Below are 20,358 nucleotides of genomic sequence, written 5' to 3'. Positions count from 1 at the left end.
AATTCGGGTTGCGGTGTTACAGCGGCGACAACTGCTCCATCGGCCAGCGCGCCTGCACGCTGATCGCCAAGCTTTCATGCTGCCCGGCCTGCAGGCGCTGGCAACCGGCGTAGGCGATCATCGCGCCGTTGTCGGTGCAGAACTCCGGACGTGCGTAGAACACATCGCCCTTCATATCGCTGAGCATTTTTTCCAGCGAAGTGCGCAAAGCCTTGTTGGCACTGACGCCGCCGGCGATCACCAGGCGCTTCATGCCCGCCTGTTTCAGGGCGCGCTTGCACTTGATGGTCAAAGTCTCCACCACGGCCTGCTGGAACGCCAGCGCGATGTCGCAACGGGCTTGCTCACTGTCGTCCCCGGCGCTGACGCTCTGCTGCCAGGTGTTCAGCGCGGAGGTTTTCAAGCCGCTGAAGCTGAACATCAGGCCTGGGCGATCACACATCGGACGCGGGAAGGTGTAGCGGCCGGCCACGCCTTTTTCAGCGAGGCGTGCGATTTCCGGGCCACCCGGATAATTGAGGCCCATCATCTTCGCGGTCTTGTCGAACGCTTCACCGGCGGCGTCATCCAGGGATTCACCCAGAAGGGTGTATTGGCCGATGCCATCCACCTGAACCAACTGCGTATGGCCGCCCGAAACCAACAAAGCGACGAACGGGAACTGTGGCGGGGTTTTCTCCAGCATCGGAGCCAACAAATGGCCTTCCATATGGTGCACGCCGAGCGCCGGAATGCCCCAGGCAAACGCCAGCGCCTGAGCGCAAGAGGCCCCAACCAGCAGGGCCCCGACCAATCCGGGGCCGGCCGTGTAGGCGATAGCGTCGATCTCGGTCGGCACGCAGCCGGCCTCGTCCAGCACCTGGCGGATCAGGGGCAGCATGCGCTTGACGTGATCACGGCTGGCCAGCTCCGGCACCACGCCGCCATAGGCACGGTGCAGGTCGATCTGGCTGAACAGCGCATCGGCCAGGAGCCCGCGTTCACTGTCGTAAAGTGCGACACCGGTTTCGTCGCAGGAGGTTTCAAGTCCCAGTACTAGCATGGGTTTGCGCCTTGTAGAGGCTGAATTCGAAGGCGCGCATAATAGTCGCCACTCCCCCTCCCGACTAGCGGTTTTCGATCAGAGGCTTTGCATTCCGGGCAATGAGGGGTTAACATCCGCAACCCTTAAAAACCGACGACCTCAGCCGCGAATTTTTTGCGACGAGAACGTTGATCCCGGTAATGAAAGAAGGTAGCTCTGGATGCCAGCCGTCAAAGTTAAAGAGAACGAACCCTTCGACGTAGCTCTGCGTCGTTTCAAGCGCTCCTGCGAAAAAGCCGGTGTACTGGCTGAAGTTCGTAGCCGCGAATTTTACGAGAAGCCAACTTCTGAGCGTAAGCGTAAAGCAGCAGCCGCTGTTAAGCGTCACGCCAAGAAAGTTCAGCGCGAACAGCGCCGCGCCGTTCGTCTGTACTAATACACAGACGTTCGTAGCAAGCTTCTGCCAAGCCCGGCCCTCAGCCGGGCTAATGGCATTTGCGGATATCGCTTGATGCTTCACCGTTGACGCCGCACATGCGACCGAGACAACTGCTTCACACGTCAGGACTGGCTCTTTTGCCAGCGGTGCACGTCTCTTCTGACGAGCCTATCAAGGCTACTGACGAGCACACTCATTCTGTAAACAGCCGACCAACCGTGTCGACTGCGCCCAACGAGGCGTTTCCGAGGCCCGTCACCGGCCAAGACCGGGCGCCGGGGCAACATTTCCACACCGAAGACTGATCAGAAACTAACGTCAGTGAATATTCGGCAGATACACTTCCGTACACCCCATGCAGTCGCTGGATGCTCGAGCACTCGATACGCGCGCTTGAACACCTCACGGGCCCTCATTTACACGCAGTGATGACGAGAACGCCATGGCCGGGCTGATTCCCCAGAGCTTTATTGACGACCTTCTGAACCGCACCGACATCGTCGATGTGGTCAGCTCGCGCGTGCAAATGAAGAAGGCCGGCAAGAACTACACCGCTTGCTGCCCGTTCCATAAGGAAAAGACTCCGTCGTTCAGCGTCAGCCCGGACAAGCAGTTCTACTACTGCTTTGGCTGCGGCGCGGGCGGCAATGCCCTCGGCTTCATCATGGACCACGACAACCTGGACTTCCCCCAGGCCGTCGAGGAACTGGCAAAAGCCGCCGGCATGGAAATCCCTCGCGAAGAAAGCGGCCGCCCGCACAAACCGCGGCAACCCACCGATTCGCCGCTGTACCCGCTGCTGACCGCCGCTGCCGACTTCTACCGTCAGGCGCTTAAAAGCCATCCGCAGCGCAAGGCCGCCGTCGACTACCTCAAGGGACGCGGCCTCACCGGCGAAATCGCCCGCGACTTCGGCCTGGGGTTCGCCCCGCCCGGCTGGGACAACCTGTACAAGCACCTGAGCAGTGACACCCTCCAGCAAAAGGCCATGATCGACGCCGGCCTGCTGGTGGAGAACGCCGAGACTGGCAAACGCTATGACCGCTTCCGCGACCGCGTGATGTTCCCGATCCGCGACAGCCGGGGCCGCATCATCGCCTTTGGTGGCCGGGTGCTGGGAGACGACAAGCCCAAGTACCTGAACTCCCCGGAAACCCCGGTGTTCCACAAAGGCCAGGAACTCTACGGCCTGTTCGAGGCGCGCAAGAACAACCGCAACCTCGACGAGATCATCGTGGTTGAAGGCTATATGGACGTAATTGCGCTCGCCCAACAAGGCTTGCGCAACGCGGTCGCCACCCTGGGCACCGCCACCAGCGAAGAACACATGAAACGCCTGTTTCGCGTGGTGCCCAGCGTGCTGTTCTGCTTCGACGGCGACCAGGCTGGCCGCAATGCCGCATGGCGCGCGCTCGAAGCCACGCTGTCGAGCCTGCAGGATGGACGCCGTGCGCGCTTCCTGTTCCTGCCCGAAGGCGAAGACCCGGACACCCTGGTGCGCTCCGAAGGCACCGACGCATTTCGCGCGCGCATCAATCAACATGCGCAGCCGTTGGCCGACTACTTCTTCCAGCAACTGACCGAAGAAGCAGACCCACGTTCCCTCGAAGGCAAGGCCCACATGGCTACCCTCGCGGCACCGTTGATCGATAAGGTCCCAGGCGCCAACCTGAAGTCCCTGATGCGCATGCGTCTGCTGGAAATCACCGGGCTCAGTGGCGAAGCCGTCAGCCAGCTGGTGCATAACGCACCGCATGACGCAGCGCCACCGGCCTACGACCCAGGCATGGATTACGACGCCATGCCGGACTACTCCGACTTCCACCAACCCCAGGAGGCCTACGCGCCCCAACAGGAATGGACGCCGAAGAAACCCGGTGCCGGCGGCAAGAAATGGGACAAGAAACCCTGGAGCAAGAACGGCAAGCGCGGTGACGGCGATGAGGCCTACGCCCCGCGCACCCCGGTTGCCGTGGAAGCGCCGACGTTGATTGCCCTGCGCACGCTCATCCACCACCCGCATCTGGCGGAGAAGGTCGAGAGCGCCGATCACTTTGCCAACGAGAGCAACACCTACGCCCAGGTACTGATCGCCCTGATCGAGGCGGTACAGAAAAATCCTAAGCTAAACTCAATTCAATTGATGGCTCGCTGGCATGGCACCGAACAAGGCCGCTTGCTCAAAGCGCTCGCGGAAAAGGAGTGGCTAATTGACGGTGACAACCTTGAACAACAGTTTTTAGACACCATTACTAGGTTATCTGCGGGTCAGCACACGCAGACCCTCGATGAACTCATCAAGAGAGCAAGGCAGCCGGGATTGTCGGCTGAAGAGCAAATTCAGATAGCAAAACAGATGCGCGACCTCTTAAAACAGAATGTTTCCGCATCAAACCCGACCTCAGCTGGCGTGTGAGGTCATAGCTCGGGTATAATCCTCGGCTTGTTTTTTGCCCGCCAAGACCTTCAGTGGATAGGGTGTTATGTCCGGAAAAGCGCAACAGCAGTCACGTATCAAAGAGTTGATCGTTCTCGGTCGTGAGCAGGGTTACCTGACTTACGCGGAGGTCAACGACCACCTGCCTGAGGATATTTCAGATCCAGAGCAGGTGGAAGACATCATCCGCATGATTAACGACATGGGGATCAACGTATTCGAAGCTGCGCCAGATAAGGATTCCCTTATGCTGGCGGACGCCGATACCGACGAGGCTGCCGCAGAAGAAGCGGCTGCCGCGCTGGCTGCTGTGGAGACCGATATCGGTCGTACCACCGACCCTGTGCGCATGTATATGCGTGAAATGGGTACCGTCGAGCTGCTGACACGCGAAGGCGAAATCGAAATCGCCAAGCGTATCGAAGAGGGTATCCGTGAAGTGATGGGCGCAATCGCGCACTTCCCAGGCACGGTTGACCACATTCTCTCCGAGTACACCCGCGTCACCACCGAAGGTGGTCGCCTGTCCGACGTCCTGAGCGGCTATATCGACCCGGATGACGGCATTGCGCCGCCTGCCGCCGAAGTACCGCCGCCTGTCGATGCCAAGGCTGCGAAAGCGGACGACGACTCCGAAGACGACGACGCTGAAGCCAGCGGCGACGATGAAGACGAAGTCGAAAGCGGTCCGGACCCGATCATCGCTGCCCAGCGTTTCGGTGCGGTTTCCGATCAAATGGAAATCACCCGCAAGGCCCTGAAAAAGCACGGTCGCGCCAACAAGCAGGCAATTGCCGAGCTGGTGGCCCTGGCAGAGCTGTTCATGCCGATCAAGCTGGTGCCGAAGCAATTCGAAGGCCTGGTTGAGCGTGTTCGCAGTGCCCTGGAGCGTCTGCGTGCCCAAGAGCGCGCAATCATGCAACTGTGTGTGCGTGATGCCCGCATGCCGCGTGCCGACTTCCTGCGCCAGTTCCCGGGCAACGAAGTAGACGAAAGCTGGACCGACGCACTGGCCAAAGGCAAGGCGAAATACGCTGAAGCCATTGGTCGCCTGCAGCCGGACATCATCCGTTGCCAGCAGAAGCTGACTGCGCTTGAGACCGAAACCGGTCTGACGATCGCCGAGATCAAGGACATCAACCGGCGCATGTCGATCGGCGAGGCCAAGGCCCGCCGCGCGAAGAAAGAGATGGTTGAAGCCAACCTGCGTCTGGTGATCTCCATCGCCAAGAAGTACACCAACCGTGGCCTGCAATTCCTCGACCTGATCCAGGAAGGCAACATCGGCTTGATGAAGGCTGTGGACAAGTTCGAATACCGTCGCGGCTACAAGTTCTCGACTTATGCCACCTGGTGGATCCGTCAGGCAATCACTCGCTCGATTGCCGACCAGGCCCGCACCATCCGTATTCCGGTGCACATGATCGAGACGATCAACAAGCTCAACCGTATTTCCCGGCAAATGTTGCAGGAAATGGGTCGCGAACCGACCCCGGAAGAGCTGGGCGAACGCATGGAAATGCCTGAGGATAAAATCCGCAAGGTATTGAAGATCGCTAAAGAGCCGATCTCCATGGAAACCCCGATCGGTGATGACGAAGACTCCCACTTGGGTGACTTCATCGAAGACTCGACCATGCAGTCGCCAATCGATGTCGCCACCGTTGAGAGTCTTAAAGAAGCGACTCGCGACGTACTGTCCGGCCTCACTGCCCGTGAAGCCAAGGTACTGCGCATGCGTTTCGGCATCGACATGAATACCGACCACACCCTTGAGGAAGTCGGTAAGCAGTTTGACGTGACCCGCGAGCGGATCCGTCAGATCGAAGCCAAGGCGCTGCGCAAGTTGCGCCACCCGACGCGAAGCGAGCATCTGCGCTCCTTCCTCGACGAGTGACACCAGAACCCCCGGCCCAGGCCGGGGGTTTTGTTTTGTATAGATAAAATCCCTCGCAACGCCCCTCCCCCGCAATGCCCGTCTACACTCGAAACATTCCCCGTGCCATAACGAGACCGTTATGCCCAGATTGCCGACTGTGTTACTGCTGTCGCTGCTGACCTGGACCGCAACGGCTGGCGCGTTGACTCTCACTGATGATGAGCGTGGCTGGTTGGCGGACCATCAGGAGCTGCGCCTGGGGGTGGACGCGTCATGGCCACCCTTTGAGTACCGTGACGAAGAAGGTCGCTACCAAGGTTTGGCGGCGGATTACGTGCGCCTGATCCAGGATCGCCTGGGCATACGGGTCAAGCTGATCGAACCGGTGAACTGGAGCGCGGTACTGGAGCTGGCCCGCAACAACCAGCTCGACCTGCTGCCCGGCATCATGTCCACACCCGAACGCCAAGGCTACATGGCGTTCACTCGCCCGTACCTCGACTTCCCCATCGTCATCCTGGCCCACGAAGGCGGGGCCAAACCGCGCAATCTGAAGGATCTCTACGGGCTGAAGATTGCCGTGGTGGAAAACTACGCGCCCCATGAACTGCTACGCACGCACCATCCCGACCTCAACCTGGTGGCCATGCCGAATGTGAGTTCGACGCTGCAAGCCTTGGCCACGGACGAAGTGGATGCGGTCGTCGGCGACCTCGCCTCAAGCGTCTGGAGCCTGCGCCAACTCAAGCTCGACGGTTTGTACGTCAGCGGCGAAACGCCTTACCGCTATCAGTTGGCGATGGGCGTACCACGCGACAACAAAATGCTGGTGGGCATCCTCGACAAGGTACTGGCCGACCTTAGCCCGCAGGAAACCGACGCGATCCAGCAACATTGGGTCGGCAGCTTTACCGACCATCGCACCTTCTGGACCGACTTGCTGACTTACGGCCTGCCCGCCGTGTTGCTGCTGAGCACCGTACTGGCCGTGGTAATCCGGATCAATCGCCGGCTCAGTTCGGAAATCTCCCGCCGCGTAGCCCTCGAACAGGAACTGCGCAGCAGCGAGTACCACTATCGCGGCCTGGTGGAGAGCTTGTCCGCGATTGCCTGGGAAGCCAGCGTCACCGACTTCACCTACAGCTATGTATCACCCCACGCTGAGGAACTGTTGGGTTACCCACGGGCCCACTGGCTGATTCCGGGCTTCTGGCGCAACATCATTCACCCCGCCGACCTGATTCGCACCGAATCCTACTGCCAACGCGAAACCCGCGCCAACCGTGACCACAGCGTTGATTACCGGGTCATCACCGCCGACAACCGTTGCTTGTGGGTGCGTGACATCGTCAGCCTGATCGAGCACGGCCATGAGCCCGTGCTGCGCGGCTTGATGATCGACATCAGTGAGGCAAAGCGCACCGAAGAGGCCCTGCAACTGTCTGAGCAGAAGTTCGCCTCGGTGTTCCAGCAATGCCCGGACATCCTGGTGATTGCACGGCTGTCCGACGGCTGCCTGCTGGAGGTGAACAAAGCGTTCGAGGACCAGGTCGGGCTGACAGCCGAACAGGTCGTGGGTAAAACCGCTACCGAGCTGAACATCTGGGGCATCCAGGGCGCAGGCCCCGATCTGCTGCAGCGGTTGCAGACCACCAGCATCCGCAACCTGGAAATGCCCTTTCTGCGCAGCAATGGCCAAGCCTTCACCGGGCTGATTTCCGCCGAGCCGTTTCAACTCGACACTACAGAGGCCATCGTGGTGGTGGTGCGCGACATCACCCAACTCAAGGAAACCCAGCAACAGCTGCAAACCTCCGAGGAGAAATTCGCCAAGGCCTTCCACGCCTCCCCCGACGGCTTGCTGTTGAGCCGCCAGCGCGATGGCCTGCTGATAGAAGTGAACGATGGTTTCAGCCGGATCACAGGTTTCAACAGCGCCGCCTCCGTCGATCAGTCCACCTTGGACCTGGGCATCTGGGTCGACCTCAACGAACGCAAACACATGCTCGAACTGATGCAGCGCGATGGCTTTGTGCGCGACTTCATCTGCCACATACGCCGCAGCGATGGTCAGATTCGCCTGTGCGAGCTATCCAGCCGCCCACTGCCGATTGGCGATGACGACTGCATGCTGACCATCGCCCGAGACATCACCGAACGCCAACTGATGCAGGAAAAACTGCAACAAGCTGCCACCGTGTTCGAGAGCACAGCCGAAGGGGTGTTGATCACCGACACCCGGCAGAACATCAGCGCCGTCAACCGTGCCTTCAGTGAAATCACCGGCTACAGCGAGGCCGAAGCCCTCGGCAATACCCCGCGCTTACTCGCTTCCGGGCTGCATGACAGCGCGTTTTATGCGGCGATGTGGCATCAATTGACCGCCCAGGGGCATTGGCAAGGCGAGATTTCCAACCGTCGCAAGAACGGCGAGTTGTACCCCAGTTGGCTGACCATCAGTGCCGTGCGCAACCGCGACCAGTTGATCACGCACTTCGTCGCGGTGTTCGCCGACATCTCCAGCCTCAAACTGGCCCAGGCCCGTCTCGACTACCAGGCGCATCACGACCCATTGACCGGCCTGCCCAACCGCACGCTGTTCGAAAGCCGACTGCAGGCCGCCCTCAACGGTCACCAGGAAACCGGCAAACAGGGCGCCGTGCTGTTTCTTGACCTGGACCGCTTCAAACACATCAACGACAGCCTCGGCCACCCGATCGGCGACCTGCTGCTCAAAGACATCGCCGTCCGCCTCAAGGAGCAACTGCGCGACATCGACACCGTGGCACGCTTGGGCGGCGACGAATTCATCATCCTGCTCCCAGGCCTGCAACACGCGAGTGACGCCGAATACCTGGCGAATAAGCTGTTGGCCTGCTTTACACCGCCGTTCCAGGCCGGCGAGCACGAGTTCTTTATCAGCGCCAGCATCGGCACCAGCCTATACCCGCAGGACGGCACCGACGTCGCCACCCTGGTCAAGAATGCCGACGCCGCGATGTATCGCTCCAAGGCCAAGGGGCGCAACCGGGTCGAAAGCTACACCCGCGACCTCACCGCCCAGGCCAACGAGCGCGTGGCGCTGGAACATGAACTGCGCCGCGCCATCGAGCGCAACGAACTGACCCTGTACTACCAGCCGAAACGGAGCCTGATCACCCAGGAACTGATCGGTGCCGAAGCATTGATCCGCTGGCATCACCCCACGTTTGGCGACGTACCGCCCGAACACTTCATCGCCCTCGCCGAAGAGAACGGCATGATCCTGCAGATCGGTGATTGGGTGCTGGAACAGGCCTGCCGACAACTGCACACCTGGCAAGGCACCTTCGACGAGTTCGGCCCACTGTCGGTGAACCTGGCCGGCGCCCAACTGCGTCACCCCGGCTTGCTGGCGCGCATCGAACAGCTATTGCGCGACTACCGACTCGACCCGGGCTGCCTGCAACTGGAGATCACCGAAAACTTCATCATGAGCCAGGCCGAAGAAGCGCTGGAGGTGCTGCACCAACTCAAAGACCTCGGCGTACAACTGGCAATCGATGACTTCGGTACCGGCTACTCCTCCCTCAGCTACCTCAAGCGCCTGCCCCTGGATTACCTGAAGATCGACCAATCCTTCGTCCGCGGCCTGCCCGACGACCCCCACGACGCCGCCATTGTGCGCGCCATCATCGCCCTGGGCCACAGCATGCAATTCACCATCATCGCCGAAGGCGTGGAGAACCCCGCACAGCAGGCCTTCCTCGCTGCGGAAGGCTGCGAACAGATGCAAGGCTACATCGTCAGCCTGCCGCTACCGCCGGAGCTTTTTGCTGCTACGTTTCTTCGTATAAGCATTGAGGATTTTTCGGATGGCACAGCGGGGAAACCATCGTTATAATCCGCGACCTGTTACAGGGCCTATAGCTCAGTTGGTTAGAGCAGTGGACTCATAATCCATTGGTCGTAGGTTCAAGTCCTACTGGGCCCACCAAACAAGAAAGCCGCGCATTGCGCGGCTTTCGTGTGTCTGGCCGCCTCACTTCGCAAACAACTGCCCAATATCCTTGAACGCCTTGAACTCCAGCGCGTTCCCACACGGATCAAACAGAAACAACGTCGCCTGCTCCCCCACCTGCCCCTTGAACCGAATATGTGGTTCCAGCACAAACCGAGTTTCCCTGGCCTGCAGCCGCTGCGCCAAGGCGTGCCAATCTTCCCAGCCCAGCACCACGCCAAAATGCGGCACGGGTACGTTGTGGCCGTCGACTGCGTTGGTGTGGGCTAACTCCTGGGAGGCGGTTTTCGGGTGTTCGTGAATGACCAACTGATGCCCGAAGAAGTTGAAATCTACCCAGTGTTCGCTGGAACGCCCCTCTTCAAGGCCAAAGACTTCACCGTAGAAATGCCGCGCAGCGGCGAGGTCGTATACCGGAATTGCCAGGTGAAAAGGTGCGAGTGTCATCAGGTCAAACCTCTGTGGGCATTAAGTCCCACGAGTTTAGCCTTGCTCCTGACGATGAAAAGACGATAGTTTTTGCGCCGAGCTCAAATTATTTCGATCAATCGAGACGCCCATGCTGCGCGAATTGAAGACCTTTATTGCGGTAACCCGTCACGGCACGTTTGCGGCGGCGGGCATGCATATCGGGCTGACGCAGTCGGCGGTCAGTGCGCAGATTCGTCAATTGGAGCAGGCGCTTGGCGTGCAGTTGTTCGATCGTACCGGGCGCCAGGCCACGTTGAATGCAGCCGGTTTGCGTGCCTTGCCGTTGGCCAGGGAGATACTGGAAACCTTCAACCGCATGGCCGTACCCGTGCATGCCAACGAGTACCGGGGCGAACTGAAAGTGGGTGCCATCACCACCGCGCAGACCGGCCTGCTACCCCAGGCGCTGGTGCGTTTGCGTCAGGCGGCACCGACGGTGGAGTGCAAGTTGATACCGGGCGTGTCCCTGGAGTTGTTGAGCCGGGTGGACGCCGGTGAGCTGGACTCGGCGATCATCATCCGCCCGCCCTTCGACCTGCCCAAGGAACTGCACGTGCAGGTGCTGCGCAAGGAGCCGTTCGCGCTGATCGTGCCTCACACGTTGGCGGGTGATAACCCGTTGCAGTTGCTGGCGACGCAGCCCCATGTGCGCTATGACCGCACTTCATTTGGCGGTCGCCTGGTCAGCCGATTCCTGAAGGAACATAAACTTGACGTGCAGGTAGCATTGGAGCTGGATGAGCTGGAGGCCATCGTCAAGATGGTCGAATGCGGCCTGGGCGTATCGCTGATTCCTCAGGCCGGGTTGTGGCTGGAACGCTCGCCCAACGTGCGAGTCATCCCATTGGGCAGCCGGACCTTTTACCGCGAAATCATCCTGCTGAGCCGCTACAGTCAACGCCAGCTGCCCGTGCCGCAACTGTTTACCCGCTGCCTGCTCGCCAGCGCCAACCTGTAAGATGCCAACCCATTGCCCCCGTACCGGAGCCCTCGCCTTGCCTGCCCTAGATGAAATCGACCGCCAACTGATCGCCGCCCTGCAGATCAACGCCCGCGAAAGCGTGGCCATGCTCGCCCGGCAGTTGGGCATCGCGCGCACCACAGTGAAGTCACGCCTGGCACGCCTGGAGAAAACCCAGGTGATCACCGGTTATGGCGTGCGCCTCGGGCAGCGGGTGGTCGATGGTGGTTTGCAGGCTTATGTGGGCATCACCGTACAGGCACGCTCGGGCAAAGAAGTGTTGCGCCGGTTGAGTGCCATGGCCCAGGTGCAGCAGTTGTGCGCGGTGAGTGGAGAGTTTGATTACGTGGCTTGGCTGCGCACGGATTCGCCGGAGCAGTTGGACCAACTGCTGGACCAGATCGGCAGCGTCGACGGCGTGGAGAAAACCACCACGTCGATCATCCTCAGTAACAAACTGGATCGCGGTCAACCAATCTGACCAACAGTTTCGTCATTCTGACTAAAAAAAGTTCAATCCGACGACACTTTGCGTCTTATTAACGAACGCCGCGCTCCCTAAACTGGCTGCCATCTTTTCCTATACTCAGCGGGTCGTGCCCCGTCGGGTCATCAGCCAGGTCAGCCATGAACACCTTCAACAAAAACAATCGCCACCCTGCAGACGGTAAAAAGCCCATCACCATCTTTGGCCCGGACTTCCCGTTTGCCTTTGATGACTGGATCGAACACCCGGCAGGCCTGGGCAGCATCCCCGCCGCCCACCACGGCGCCGAAGTGGCGATCGTCGGCGCCGGCATCGCGGGTCTGGTGGCCGCCTACGAACTGATGAAGCTGGGCCTCAAGCCGGTGGTGTACGAAGCCTCGAAAATGGGCGGCCGCCTGCGCTCCCAGGCCTTTGAAGGCGCCGAAGGTATCATCGCCGAGTTGGGCGGCATGCGCTTTCCGGTGTCGTCGACGGCGTTCTACCACTATGTGGACAAGCTCGGCCTGGAAACCAAACCTTTCCCCAACCCGCTGACCCCGGCCTCCGGCAGCACGGTCATCGACCTTGAAGGCCAGACCCACTACGCGCAAAAGCTCTCCGACTTGCCGGTACTGTTCCAGGAAGTCGCGGACGCCTGGGCCGATGCGCTGGAAGCCGGTTCGCAGTTCGGTGATATCCAGCAGGCCATCCGCGACCGCGACGTGCCGCGCCTCAAGGAGCTGTGGAACAAGCTGGTGCCGCTGTGGGACGACCGCACCTTCTACGACTTCGTCGCCACCTCCAAGGCGTTCGCCAAGTTGTCGTTCCTGCACCGTGAAGTCTTCGGCCAGGTGGGTTTCGGCACCGGCGGCTGGGACTCTGACTTCCCCAATTCGATGCTGGAAATCTTCCGCGTGGTGATGACCAACTGCGACGACCACCAACACCTGGTGGTCGGCGGCGTAGCCCAGGTGCCGATGGGCATCTGGCGCCATGTACCGGAGCGCTGCGCCCATTGGCCGGCCGGCACCAGCCTGAGTTCACTGCATCGCGGCGCGCCACGCGCGGGCGTCAAACGTATCGCCCATGCCGCCGATGGCCGTTTTGCCGTCACCGACAACTATGGCGACACCCGCGAGTACGCCGCCGTGCTGACCACCTGCCAGAGCTGGCTGCTGACCACCCAGATCGAATGCGACGAAAGCCTGTTCTCGCAAAAAATGTGGATGGCCCTGGACCGCACACGCTACATGCAATCATCGAAAACCTTTGTGATGGTCGACCGCCCGTTCTGGAAGGACAAAGACCCGGAAACCGGCCGTGACCTGATGAGCATGACCCTCACCGACCGCCTGACCCGTGGCACCTACCTGTTCGATAACGGCGACGACAAGCCGGGGGTGATCTGCCTGTCGTACTCGTGGATGAGCGACGCCCTGAAAATGCTGCCGCAGCCCATCGACAAGCGGGTGAAACTTGCCCTCGACGCGCTGAAAAAGATCTACCCGAAAGTCGATATCAAGGCACGCATTATCGGCGATCCAATCACCGTGTCCTGGGAAGCCGACCCGCACTTCCTCGGGGCCTTCAAGGGCGCGTTGCCGGGGCACTATCGCTATAACCAGCGCATGTATGCACACTTCATGCAGAAGGACATGCCCGCCGAACAACGTGGGATTTTTATCGCTGGTGATGATGTGTCCTGGACGCCGGCCTGGGTGGAGGGCGCGGTGCAAACCTCACTGAACGCGGTGTGGGGCATCATGACCCACTTCGGCGGCAGCACTCACCCCGAGAACCCGGGGCCGGGTGATGTGTTCGATGAAATCGGGCCGATTGCCCTGGCGGATTAAGGAGTTGAACATGCGCGTCGCCCTGTACCAATGCCCGCCGCTGCCGCTGGATGTGGCCGGCAACCTCAAGCGCCTGCACCAACTGGCGCATGAGGCATCCGATGCCGATGTACTGGTGCTGCCGGAGATGTTCCTGAGCGGCTACAACATCGGTGCCGAGGCCGTTGGCGCCTTGGCCGAGACACAGGACGGGCCGTCGGCGCAGGCCATTGCCGAACTGGCCAAAAGCGCCGGGCTGGCGATTCTGTACGGCTACCCTGAGCGGGCCGCAGATGGACAGATCTACAACGCCGTGCAGTTGATCGACGCCCACGGCCAGCGCCTGTGCAACTACCGCAAGACCCATCTGTTTGGTGATCTGGACCATTCGATGTTCAGCGCCGGTGAGGATGATTTCCCACTGGTAGAACTCAACGGCTGGAAGCTCGGTTTCCTGATCTGCTATGACCTGGAGTTCCCGGAAAACACCCGGCGCCTGGCCCTGGCTGGCGCTGAGCTGATCCTGGTGCCCACTGCCAACATGGTGCCGTTCGATTTTGTCGCCGATGTCACCGTGCGGGCGCGGGCCTTTGAAAACCAGTGTTATGTGGCCTACGCCAATTACTGCGGGCATGAAGGCGAGATCCAGTACTGCGGGCAGAGCAGCATTGCCGCGCCGAATGGCCAGCGTATTGCCCAGGCCGGCCTGGACGAAGCACTGATCGTCGGGGAGTTGGAGCGCCAATCGCTCCTCGACGCCCGCAGTGCCAATCACTACCTGCAAGATCGCCGCCCCGAGTTGTACGGCGCGCTGCACAAGCCCTGATCCAGCCGGTTTGCTAGCATAGGCACATTCTCTGTTTCGGAAGTGCCCATGCCTGCGCCGGCCCACCCTCATTACCTTCACCTGACCCTGGCCAATGGCTTGCGGGTTTCCTTGCATCACGCCCCACGGTTAAAGCGTTGCGCGGCCGTGCTGAGGGTGGCGGCCGGCAGCCACGACGTGCCACTGGCATGGCCGGGACTGGCGCATTTCCTGGAGCATTTGCTGTTCCTCGGGACCGAGCGTTTTCCCACAAGCGAAGGGTTGATGGCCTACGTGCAACGCCATGGAGGCCAGGTCAATGCCAGCACCCGTGAGCGCACTACGGACTTTTTCTTTGAACTGCCGGCGGCCACGTTTGCCGGGGGCCTGGAGCGCTTGGCCGACATGCTGACCCATCCGCGCCTGGCGCTGGAGGACCAACTGCGTGAGCGCGAGGTGCTGCACGCGGAGTTTATCGCCTGGTCCCAGGATGCAACGGCACAACAGCAAGTGGCACTACTGGAAGGCCTGGCGTCGGATCATCCTCTGCGGGGTTTCCATGCGGGCAACCGCGACAGCCTGCCAGTAGAGCATGAGACATTTCAGCAAGCCTTACGGGAATTTCATACGCAGTTCTATCAGAGTGGGCAGATGACCTTGAGCCTGGCCGGCCCACAATCGCTGGAGGCACTGGAAGGCTTGGCACAGCGGTTCAGTGAGCACCTGATCTCAGGACCTCTGCGTGTGCAATCCACCCCCCCGGCCTTGATGCCGGGGCAAGCCCAGCGCTATCGGCACATCGCCAATGATCACCTGCATCAGGTCATCACGTGCAATGCACCCCGGGAAGCACTGGCATTCCTCTGCACCTGGCTTAACGCTTCGGCACCCGGTGGCTTGCTGGCGGAGCTGAAAGCGCAGCAACTGGCGAGCGCACTGCAGGCGTCGGTGCTGTATCACTTCGCTGGGCAAGCGGTGCTGGCTATCGACTTTACACTCAGTGGTCCCGCTGAATCGGCGACACACGTCGAGGCGTTGCTGTACGACTGGCTGGCCTTTTTCGCACATAGCGACTGGACGGCGTTGCGCGAAGAATTCGCACTGCTGGCCGTTCGCCAACAACAGACCCAAGGCGCTCTGGCCTTGGCCCGAAACGACAACCAAGGCCTGTCGGAACTGGATGTCGCCGCCCTCAAGGCCATGCTGGATTCGCTGCACCTGCCGCCCTCCACACTCACTTGGCAGTTGCCGCCGAACAACCCCTTCCTGCGTCCGCCGGTCAAGGAAGAACGCGCCGGCCTGATCCGCGGCCAGACCAGCGCCCACCGAGGCTTGCGCACGTTTGCCCAGGATCGCTCCAGAGGGCGTCGGGATGCATCGGCGTTGACCTTCAGCCAGGCATTGGCGGACGACAGCAACGAAGGAGCATTGTATCTGCAATGGCAATCAGCTCCGCCACACCCGGAAAACGCTTTGCAATCGTTGCGCGACAATGCACGCCAGGCGGGTGTCGACGTGTCGTTCGAAAACCTGGGCAGTCACTGGCGGGTGAAAATGGTCGGGCTACAGGAGCCGATCCCAGCAGTTCTGGAAGTGCTGGCGCAACGCCTGGGCGAGCCGCAAGAGGCACAAGCCGCCGCGCCGCCCATGATCGCCATCCGCGAATTGCTCAAGACGCTGCCCGCTTGCTGCACCTCGACCACGTCCGAACCAGCCTCGTGGGACTCCGCACGTTGGCACGGCCTGGGGCTGGGTTTCTCTACCCCCCATGAAGCCTTGATCAAAACTGCTGCGGCCCGCCTGCCGGGGCAACTCGCGAGCCTCAATCACGTCGCGCCATCCCTGAGCGGCCAACGTATCTGGCATGAGGTGGAAACCGACTCAAACGAAGCCGCGTTGCTGCTGTTTTGTCCAACGCCAAGCCAATCCTTGGCGGACGAAGCCGCATGGCGACTACTCGGCCATCTGCTCCAGGCGCCGTTCTACCAACGCCTGCGGGTAGAGCTGCAAATCGGCTACGCCGTGTTCAGCGGCATCCGACAGATAAACGGCCAGACCGGCCTGCTGTTCGGTGTGCAATCCCCTGGCCTGTCCCTGTCGGGCATCGCCGATCACCTGAACACCTTCCTCAAGCAACTGCCGGCGCTGATCGACCGCAGCGACGACCTGGGCAACCTGGCGTTGGCCGAGCAGTTCTGCGTACGGACGCTGCCCAACGCCCAAGCCGCCGAACTGCTGTGGCATGCCCATCTGGCGGGCCATCCGTCGGACTACCTGGTTCAACTTCAAGCCCGGATCCAAACCTGTACCCGCGAAGCATTGCAGCATGCCGCGCAACAATTAAACGACGCCGCAGGCGGCTGGCGCTGCATCGCCAACGGCCCGCGCATCTCGACTGCGTGGCAAGCGGCAGGGTGATCATTGCCGCCCCTGCAAAAGGCTTTCTCCCTCAAGACAGCGCTAACTTGAAAAGAATTGAGTAATATTCCCACGCACACATCTGAACATCTCCGACTGGAGGTGGACTATATGTATTACTTGGTAGTAAACGTCCCATCCCTTCGTAGGAGTAAGAATATGACCTGGTCCAAACCTGCTTACACTGATCTGCGCATCGGTTTCGAAGTCACCATGTACTTCGCCAGCCGTTAATCCGCTGGGTACTACAACGCCTCGGTTCGCCCGGGGCGTTTTTGTTTTGAGCTTGATGGAGCTGCCATGTTTGTCCAGATTCTAGGTTCCGCCGCCGGCGGTGGTTTCCCGCAGTGGAACTGCAACTGCGTGAACTGCGCGGGTTTTCGTGATGGCAGCCTGCGGGCCCAGGCGCGTACCCAGTCGTCCATCGCGATCTCCGACGATGGCGTGAATTGGGTGCTGTGCAATGCCTCGCCGGATATCCGCGCGCAACTCCAGGGCTTTGCACCGATGCAACCCGGCCGCGCCCTGCGCGATACCGGCATCAGCGCGATCATCCTGATGGACAGCCAGATCGACCACACCACCGGCCTGCTGAGCCTGCGCGAAGGCTGCCCGCACCAGGTGTGGTGCACCGACATGGTCCATGAAGACCTCAGCACCGGTTTCCCGCTGTTCAGCATGCTCACCCACTGGAATGGCGGCCTGGCCTGGAACCGCATCGAGCTGGACGCCAGCTTCACCATCCCGGCCTGCCCCAATCTGCGCTTCACCCCGCTGCCCCTGCGCAGCGCAGCCCCACCCTACTCGCCACACCGCTTCGACCCGCACCCCGGCGACAACATCGGCCTGATCGTCGAAGACCTGCGCACCGGCGGCAAGCTGTTCTACGCCCCGGGCCTGGGCAAGGTCGACGCGCCATTGCTGGAGATCATGGCCGGCAGCGACTGTCTTCTGGTGGACGGCACCATGTGGGATGACGATGAAATGCAGCGCCGTGGCGTTGGCACCCGCACCGGCCGCGAAATGGGCCACCTGGCGCAAAACGGCCCCGGCGGCATGCTTGAAGTGCTGGAACAGTTGCCCGAGCAGCGCAAGGTGCTTATCCACATCAACAACACCAACCCGATCCTCGATGAAGACTCCCCCGAGCGAGCGGAGCTGGTGCGGCGCAATGTCGAAGTGGCTTACGACGGCATGAGCATTGAATTGTAGGAGCTGACGAGATGACTGACACGCCATTGACCACCGCCGAGTTCGAAGCCGCCCTGCGGGCCAAGGGCGCCTTCTACCATATCCATCACCCGTATCACGTGGCGATGTACGAAGGCAGCGCCACCCGCGAGCAGATCCAGGGCTGGGTCGCCAACCGTTTCTATTATCAGGTGAATATCCCGCTCAAAGACGCCGCGATCCTGGCCAACTGCCCGGACCGTGAGATCCGTCGCGAGTGGATCCAGCGCCTGCTCGACCACGATGGCGCCCCCGGTGAGGACGGCGGCATCGAAGCCTGGCTGCGCCTGGGCCAGGCGGTGGGCCTCGACCCCGACCAACTACGCTCGCAGGAGTTGGTACTGCCTGGCGTACGATTCGCGGTAGACGCTTACGTCAACTTCGCCCGTCGCGCCAGTTGGCAGGAAGCCGCGAGCAGCTCGCTGACCGAGCTGTTCGCGCCGCAGATCCACCAGTCGCGCCTCGATAGCTGGCCGCAGCATTACCCCTGGATCGACCCGGCCGGCTATGAATATTTCCGCACCCGCCTGGGCCAGGCCCGCCGCGATGTGGAACACGGGTTGGCAATTACCCTGCAGCACTACACCACTCGTGAAGGCCAGGAGCGCATGCTGGAGATTCTCCAGTTCAAACTCGACATCCTGTGGAGCATGCTCGATGCCATGAGCATGGCCTATGAACTCAAGCGCCCGCCATATCACAGCGTGACCGAGCAGCGGGTGTGGCATAAAGGGATCACCCTATGAGCTTTGACCGCAGCAAGAAACCGACCTGGCGCCCAGGCTACCGTTACCAGTACGAGCCGGCGCAAAAAGGCCACGTGTTGCTCTACCCCGAAGGCATGATCAAGCTCAACGACAGCGCCGCATTGATCGGTGGCTTGATCGACGGCGAACGCGACGTGGCGACCATCATCGCCGAGCTGGAGAAACAATTTCCTGGTGTGCCTGAGCTCGGTGAAGACATCGAGCAATTCATGGAGGTCGCCCGTGCTGAGCACTGGATCACCCTTGCCTGAAAAGCCGGCCATCGGCCTGCCGCTGTGGTTGCTGGCCGAGCTGACCTACCGCTGCCCGTTGCAGTGCCCGTACTGCTCCAACCCGTTGGACTTTGCCGAGCAGGGCAAGGAGCTGACGACCGAGCAGTGGTTCAAGGTGTTTCGCGAAGCCCGCGAGATGGGGGCCGCGCAGCTGGGGTTTTCCGGCGGTGAACCGCTGGTGCGCCAGGACCTGGCCGAGCTGATCGCTGAAGCGCGCAAACTGGGGTTCTACACCAACCTGATCACCTCGGGCATCGGCCTTACCGAGCAGAAGATCAGCGACTTCAAGAAAGCCGGCCTGGACCATATCCAGATCAGCTTCCAGGCCAGCGACGAACAGGTGAACAACCTGCTGGCCGGCTCGAAAAAAGCCTTCGCACAGAAGCTGGAAATGGCCAGGGCCGTGAAGGCCCACGGCTACCCGATGGTGCTGAACTTCGTCACCCATCGGCACAATATCGACAAGATCGACCGCATCATCGAACTGTGCATTGCGCTGGAGGCCGACTTCGTGGAGCTCGCCACCTGCCAGTTCTACGGCTGGGCACAGCTTAATCGGGTGGGGTTGTTGCCGACCCGGGAGCAGCTGGTGCGCGCCGAACGCATCACCAACGAATATCGCGACCGGCTGGAAGCGGAAGGTCACCCGTGCAAGCTGATCTTCGTCACACCGGACTACTACGAAGAGCGCCCGAAGGCCTGCATGAACGGCTGGGGCAGTATCTTCCTGACCGTGACACCCGACGGTACCGCCCTGCCGTGTCACGGTGCCCGACAAATGCCGGTGCAATTTCCCAATGTGCGCGACCACAGCATGCAGCACATCTGGTACGACTCGTTCGGCTTCAACCGCTTTCGTGGCTACGACTGGATGCCCGAGCCGTGCCGTTCGTGCGATGAAAAAGAAAAGGACTTCGGCGGCTGCCGTTGCCAGGCCTTCATGCTGACGGGGGACGCGAGCAATGCCGACCCGGTCTGCAGCAAGTCCGAGCAGCACGGCATCATCCTGCAAGCGCGGGAAGAGGCCGAGCACGCCACCCAGACCATCGAGCAACTGGCCTTTCGCAATGAGCGCAACTCACGGCTCATCGCCAAAGGCTGACGGCCTCAGCGCTTGGCGATGATGTACACCGCGTGCACGATGCCCGGGATGTAGCCGCACAGGGTCAGCAGGATATTCAGCCAGAACGCGCCGCCGAAACCCACTTGCAGGAACACACCCAGTGGCGGCAACAGAATGGCGATGATGATACGAATGAAATCCATGGGATCAGCTCCAGAAAATCGGCTCGTGTGAGCCGTGTAGCTAATCGACCTTGGGCGTTCGTGAGGGTTCAGTGGGATCTGGCGTTGGGCC

The 20,358-nt window shown here is 60.9% G+C and carries 17 protein-coding genes and 1 tRNA gene; 15 read left to right on the top strand and 3 right to left on the bottom strand.

Annotation, left to right across the window (positions count from 1 at the left end; translation table 11 throughout):
* Positions 1 to 16: 16 nt before the first annotated feature.
* Positions 17 to 1,042, bottom strand: a complete 1,026-nt coding sequence (tsaD, locus tag BM026_RS03375) for a tRNA (adenosine(37)-N6)-threonylcarbamoyltransferase complex transferase subunit TsaD (protein WP_092242291.1) — start codon at positions 1,040 to 1,042, stop codon at positions 17 to 19.
* 202 nt (positions 1,043 to 1,244) lie between these two features.
* On the opposite strand from tsaD, the gene rpsU reads away from it, so the two are divergent.
* The 5 genes from rpsU (at position 1,245) to BM026_RS03350 (ending at position 9,755) form a co-directional block, all read left to right on the top strand.
* Positions 1,245 to 1,460: a 30S ribosomal protein S21 gene (gene rpsU / locus BM026_RS03370; RefSeq protein WP_002551877.1), complete on the top strand. Its 216-nt coding sequence runs from the start codon at positions 1,245 to 1,247 to the stop codon at positions 1,458 to 1,460.
* Positions 1,461 to 1,905: 445 nt separating this feature from the next.
* A complete protein-coding gene (dnaG, locus tag BM026_RS03365) occupies positions 1,906 to 3,879 on the top strand; it encodes a DNA primase (protein ID WP_071490245.1) in 1,974 nt (657 codons plus the stop codon).
* Positions 3,880 to 3,946: 67 nt separating this feature from the next.
* Positions 3,947 to 5,797 (top strand): RNA polymerase sigma factor RpoD, encoded by a 1,851-nt coding sequence (rpoD, locus tag BM026_RS03360; RefSeq protein WP_071490246.1) that lies wholly within the window; start codon positions 3,947 to 3,949, stop codon positions 5,795 to 5,797.
* Between the two features lie 121 nt (positions 5,798 to 5,918).
* On the top strand, positions 5,919 to 9,662 hold the full coding sequence (locus tag BM026_RS03355; RefSeq protein ID WP_093514170.1) for an EAL domain-containing protein: 3,744 nt from the start codon (positions 5,919 to 5,921) through the stop codon (positions 9,660 to 9,662).
* Between the two features lie 16 nt (positions 9,663 to 9,678).
* Positions 9,679 to 9,755: transfer RNA gene (locus BM026_RS03350), tRNA-Ile, on the top strand.
* A gap of 45 nt (positions 9,756 to 9,800) precedes the next feature.
* Here BM026_RS03350 and BM026_RS03345 read toward each other — a convergent pair.
* The gene (locus BM026_RS03345; RefSeq protein WP_093120837.1) at positions 9,801 to 10,226 is read right to left on the bottom strand and encodes a VOC family protein; all 426 of its coding nucleotides are present in this window, start codon (positions 10,224 to 10,226) and stop codon (positions 9,801 to 9,803) included.
* A gap of 112 nt (positions 10,227 to 10,338) precedes the next feature.
* On the opposite strand from BM026_RS03345, the gene BM026_RS03340 reads away from it, so the two are divergent.
* The 10 genes from BM026_RS03340 (at position 10,339) to pqqE (ending at position 20,103) form a co-directional block, all read left to right on the top strand.
* Positions 10,339 to 11,208, top strand: coding sequence for a LysR family transcriptional regulator (locus BM026_RS03340; protein WP_093514169.1), 870 nt, complete (start codon positions 10,339 to 10,341; stop codon positions 11,206 to 11,208).
* 37 nt (positions 11,209 to 11,245) lie between these two features.
* On the top strand, positions 11,246 to 11,692 hold the full coding sequence (locus BM026_RS03335) for an Lrp/AsnC family transcriptional regulator (protein ID WP_093527330.1): 447 nt from the start codon (positions 11,246 to 11,248) through the stop codon (positions 11,690 to 11,692).
* A 146-nt stretch (positions 11,693 to 11,838) separates the two neighbouring features.
* The gene (locus BM026_RS03330; protein ID WP_092242276.1) at positions 11,839 to 13,530 is read left to right on the top strand and encodes a flavin monoamine oxidase family protein; all 1,692 of its coding nucleotides are present in this window, start codon (positions 11,839 to 11,841) and stop codon (positions 13,528 to 13,530) included.
* Between the two features lie 10 nt (positions 13,531 to 13,540).
* Positions 13,541 to 14,335: a carbon-nitrogen hydrolase family protein gene (locus BM026_RS03325; protein WP_093120830.1), complete on the top strand. Its 795-nt coding sequence runs from the start codon at positions 13,541 to 13,543 to the stop codon at positions 14,333 to 14,335.
* 48 nt (positions 14,336 to 14,383) lie between these two features.
* A complete protein-coding gene (gene pqqF, locus BM026_RS03320) occupies positions 14,384 to 16,732 on the top strand; it encodes a pyrroloquinoline quinone biosynthesis protein PqqF (RefSeq protein ID WP_093527328.1) in 2,349 nt (782 codons plus the stop codon).
* Between the two features lie 159 nt (positions 16,733 to 16,891).
* Positions 16,892 to 16,966, top strand: coding sequence for a pyrroloquinoline quinone precursor peptide PqqA (gene pqqA, locus BM026_RS03315; protein ID WP_003194766.1), 75 nt, complete (start codon positions 16,892 to 16,894; stop codon positions 16,964 to 16,966).
* A gap of 66 nt (positions 16,967 to 17,032) precedes the next feature.
* Positions 17,033 to 17,944 carry a pyrroloquinoline quinone biosynthesis protein PqqB gene (gene pqqB, locus BM026_RS03310; RefSeq protein WP_058424746.1) on the top strand — a complete coding sequence of 304 codons (912 nt, stop codon included), beginning with the start codon at positions 17,033 to 17,035 and terminating at the stop codon, positions 17,942 to 17,944.
* 11 nt (positions 17,945 to 17,955) lie between these two features.
* Complete coding sequence (pqqC, locus tag BM026_RS03305) at positions 17,956 to 18,708, top strand: pyrroloquinoline-quinone synthase PqqC (RefSeq protein WP_093527326.1); 753 nt, start codon at positions 17,956 to 17,958, stop codon at positions 18,706 to 18,708.
* On the top strand, positions 18,705 to 18,980 hold the full coding sequence (gene pqqD / locus BM026_RS03300) for a pyrroloquinoline quinone biosynthesis peptide chaperone PqqD (RefSeq protein ID WP_093527325.1): 276 nt from the start codon (positions 18,705 to 18,707) through the stop codon (positions 18,978 to 18,980). Before pqqC ends, pqqD begins: the two co-directional genes overlap by 4 nt.
* Entirely contained in the window at positions 18,973 to 20,103 is a 1,131-nt protein-coding gene (gene pqqE / locus BM026_RS03295; protein WP_093514165.1) for a pyrroloquinoline quinone biosynthesis protein PqqE, read from the top strand. The genes pqqD and pqqE overlap by 8 nt, the downstream gene beginning before the upstream one ends.
* 5 nt (positions 20,104 to 20,108) lie before the next feature.
* Here the strand turns inward: pqqE and BM026_RS03290 are convergent, their stop codons facing one another.
* Entirely contained in the window at positions 20,109 to 20,267 is a 159-nt protein-coding gene (locus tag BM026_RS03290) for a YqaE/Pmp3 family membrane protein (RefSeq protein ID WP_003228885.1), read from the bottom strand.
* Between the last annotated feature and the right edge of the window lie 91 nt (positions 20,268 to 20,358).

It is taken from the genome of Pseudomonas sp. NFPP24 (assembly GCF_900112095.1).
Taxonomy (GTDB): domain Bacteria; phylum Pseudomonadota; class Gammaproteobacteria; order Pseudomonadales; family Pseudomonadaceae; genus Aquipseudomonas; species Aquipseudomonas extremorientalis.
The sequence above is the reverse complement of the archived record's forward strand: the minus strand, read 5'-3'. Positions and strand labels throughout refer to the sequence as shown.

Excerpts from the sequence above, each read along its gene's own strand:
- tsaD (WP_092242291.1), bottom strand. The coding sequence starts at position 1,042 with ATGCTAGTACTGGGACTTGAAACCTCCTGCGACGAAACCGGTGTCGCA.
- rpsU (WP_002551877.1), top strand. The coding sequence starts at position 1,245 with ATGCCAGCCGTCAAAGTTAAAGAGAACGAACCCTTCGACGTAGCTCTG.
- dnaG (WP_071490245.1), top strand. The coding sequence starts at position 1,906 with ATGGCCGGGCTGATTCCCCAGAGCTTTATTGACGACCTTCTGAACCGC.
- rpoD (WP_071490246.1), top strand. The coding sequence starts at position 3,947 with ATGTCCGGAAAAGCGCAACAGCAGTCACGTATCAAAGAGTTGATCGTT.
- BM026_RS03355 (WP_093514170.1), top strand. The coding sequence starts at position 5,919 with ATGCCCAGATTGCCGACTGTGTTACTGCTGTCGCTGCTGACCTGGACC.
- BM026_RS03345 (WP_093120837.1), bottom strand. The coding sequence starts at position 10,226 with ATGACACTCGCACCTTTTCACCTGGCAATTCCGGTATACGACCTCGCC.
- BM026_RS03340 (WP_093514169.1), top strand. The coding sequence starts at position 10,339 with ATGCTGCGCGAATTGAAGACCTTTATTGCGGTAACCCGTCACGGCACG.
- BM026_RS03330 (WP_092242276.1), top strand. The coding sequence starts at position 11,839 with ATGAACACCTTCAACAAAAACAATCGCCACCCTGCAGACGGTAAAAAG.
- BM026_RS03325 (WP_093120830.1), top strand. The coding sequence starts at position 13,541 with ATGCGCGTCGCCCTGTACCAATGCCCGCCGCTGCCGCTGGATGTGGCC.
- pqqF (WP_093527328.1), top strand. The coding sequence starts at position 14,384 with ATGCCTGCGCCGGCCCACCCTCATTACCTTCACCTGACCCTGGCCAAT.
- pqqB (WP_058424746.1), top strand. The coding sequence starts at position 17,033 with ATGTTTGTCCAGATTCTAGGTTCCGCCGCCGGCGGTGGTTTCCCGCAG.
- pqqC (WP_093527326.1), top strand. The coding sequence starts at position 17,956 with ATGACTGACACGCCATTGACCACCGCCGAGTTCGAAGCCGCCCTGCGG.
- pqqD (WP_093527325.1), top strand. The coding sequence starts at position 18,705 with ATGAGCTTTGACCGCAGCAAGAAACCGACCTGGCGCCCAGGCTACCGT.
- BM026_RS03290 (WP_003228885.1), bottom strand. The coding sequence starts at position 20,267 with ATGGATTTCATTCGTATCATCATCGCCATTCTGTTGCCGCCACTGGGT.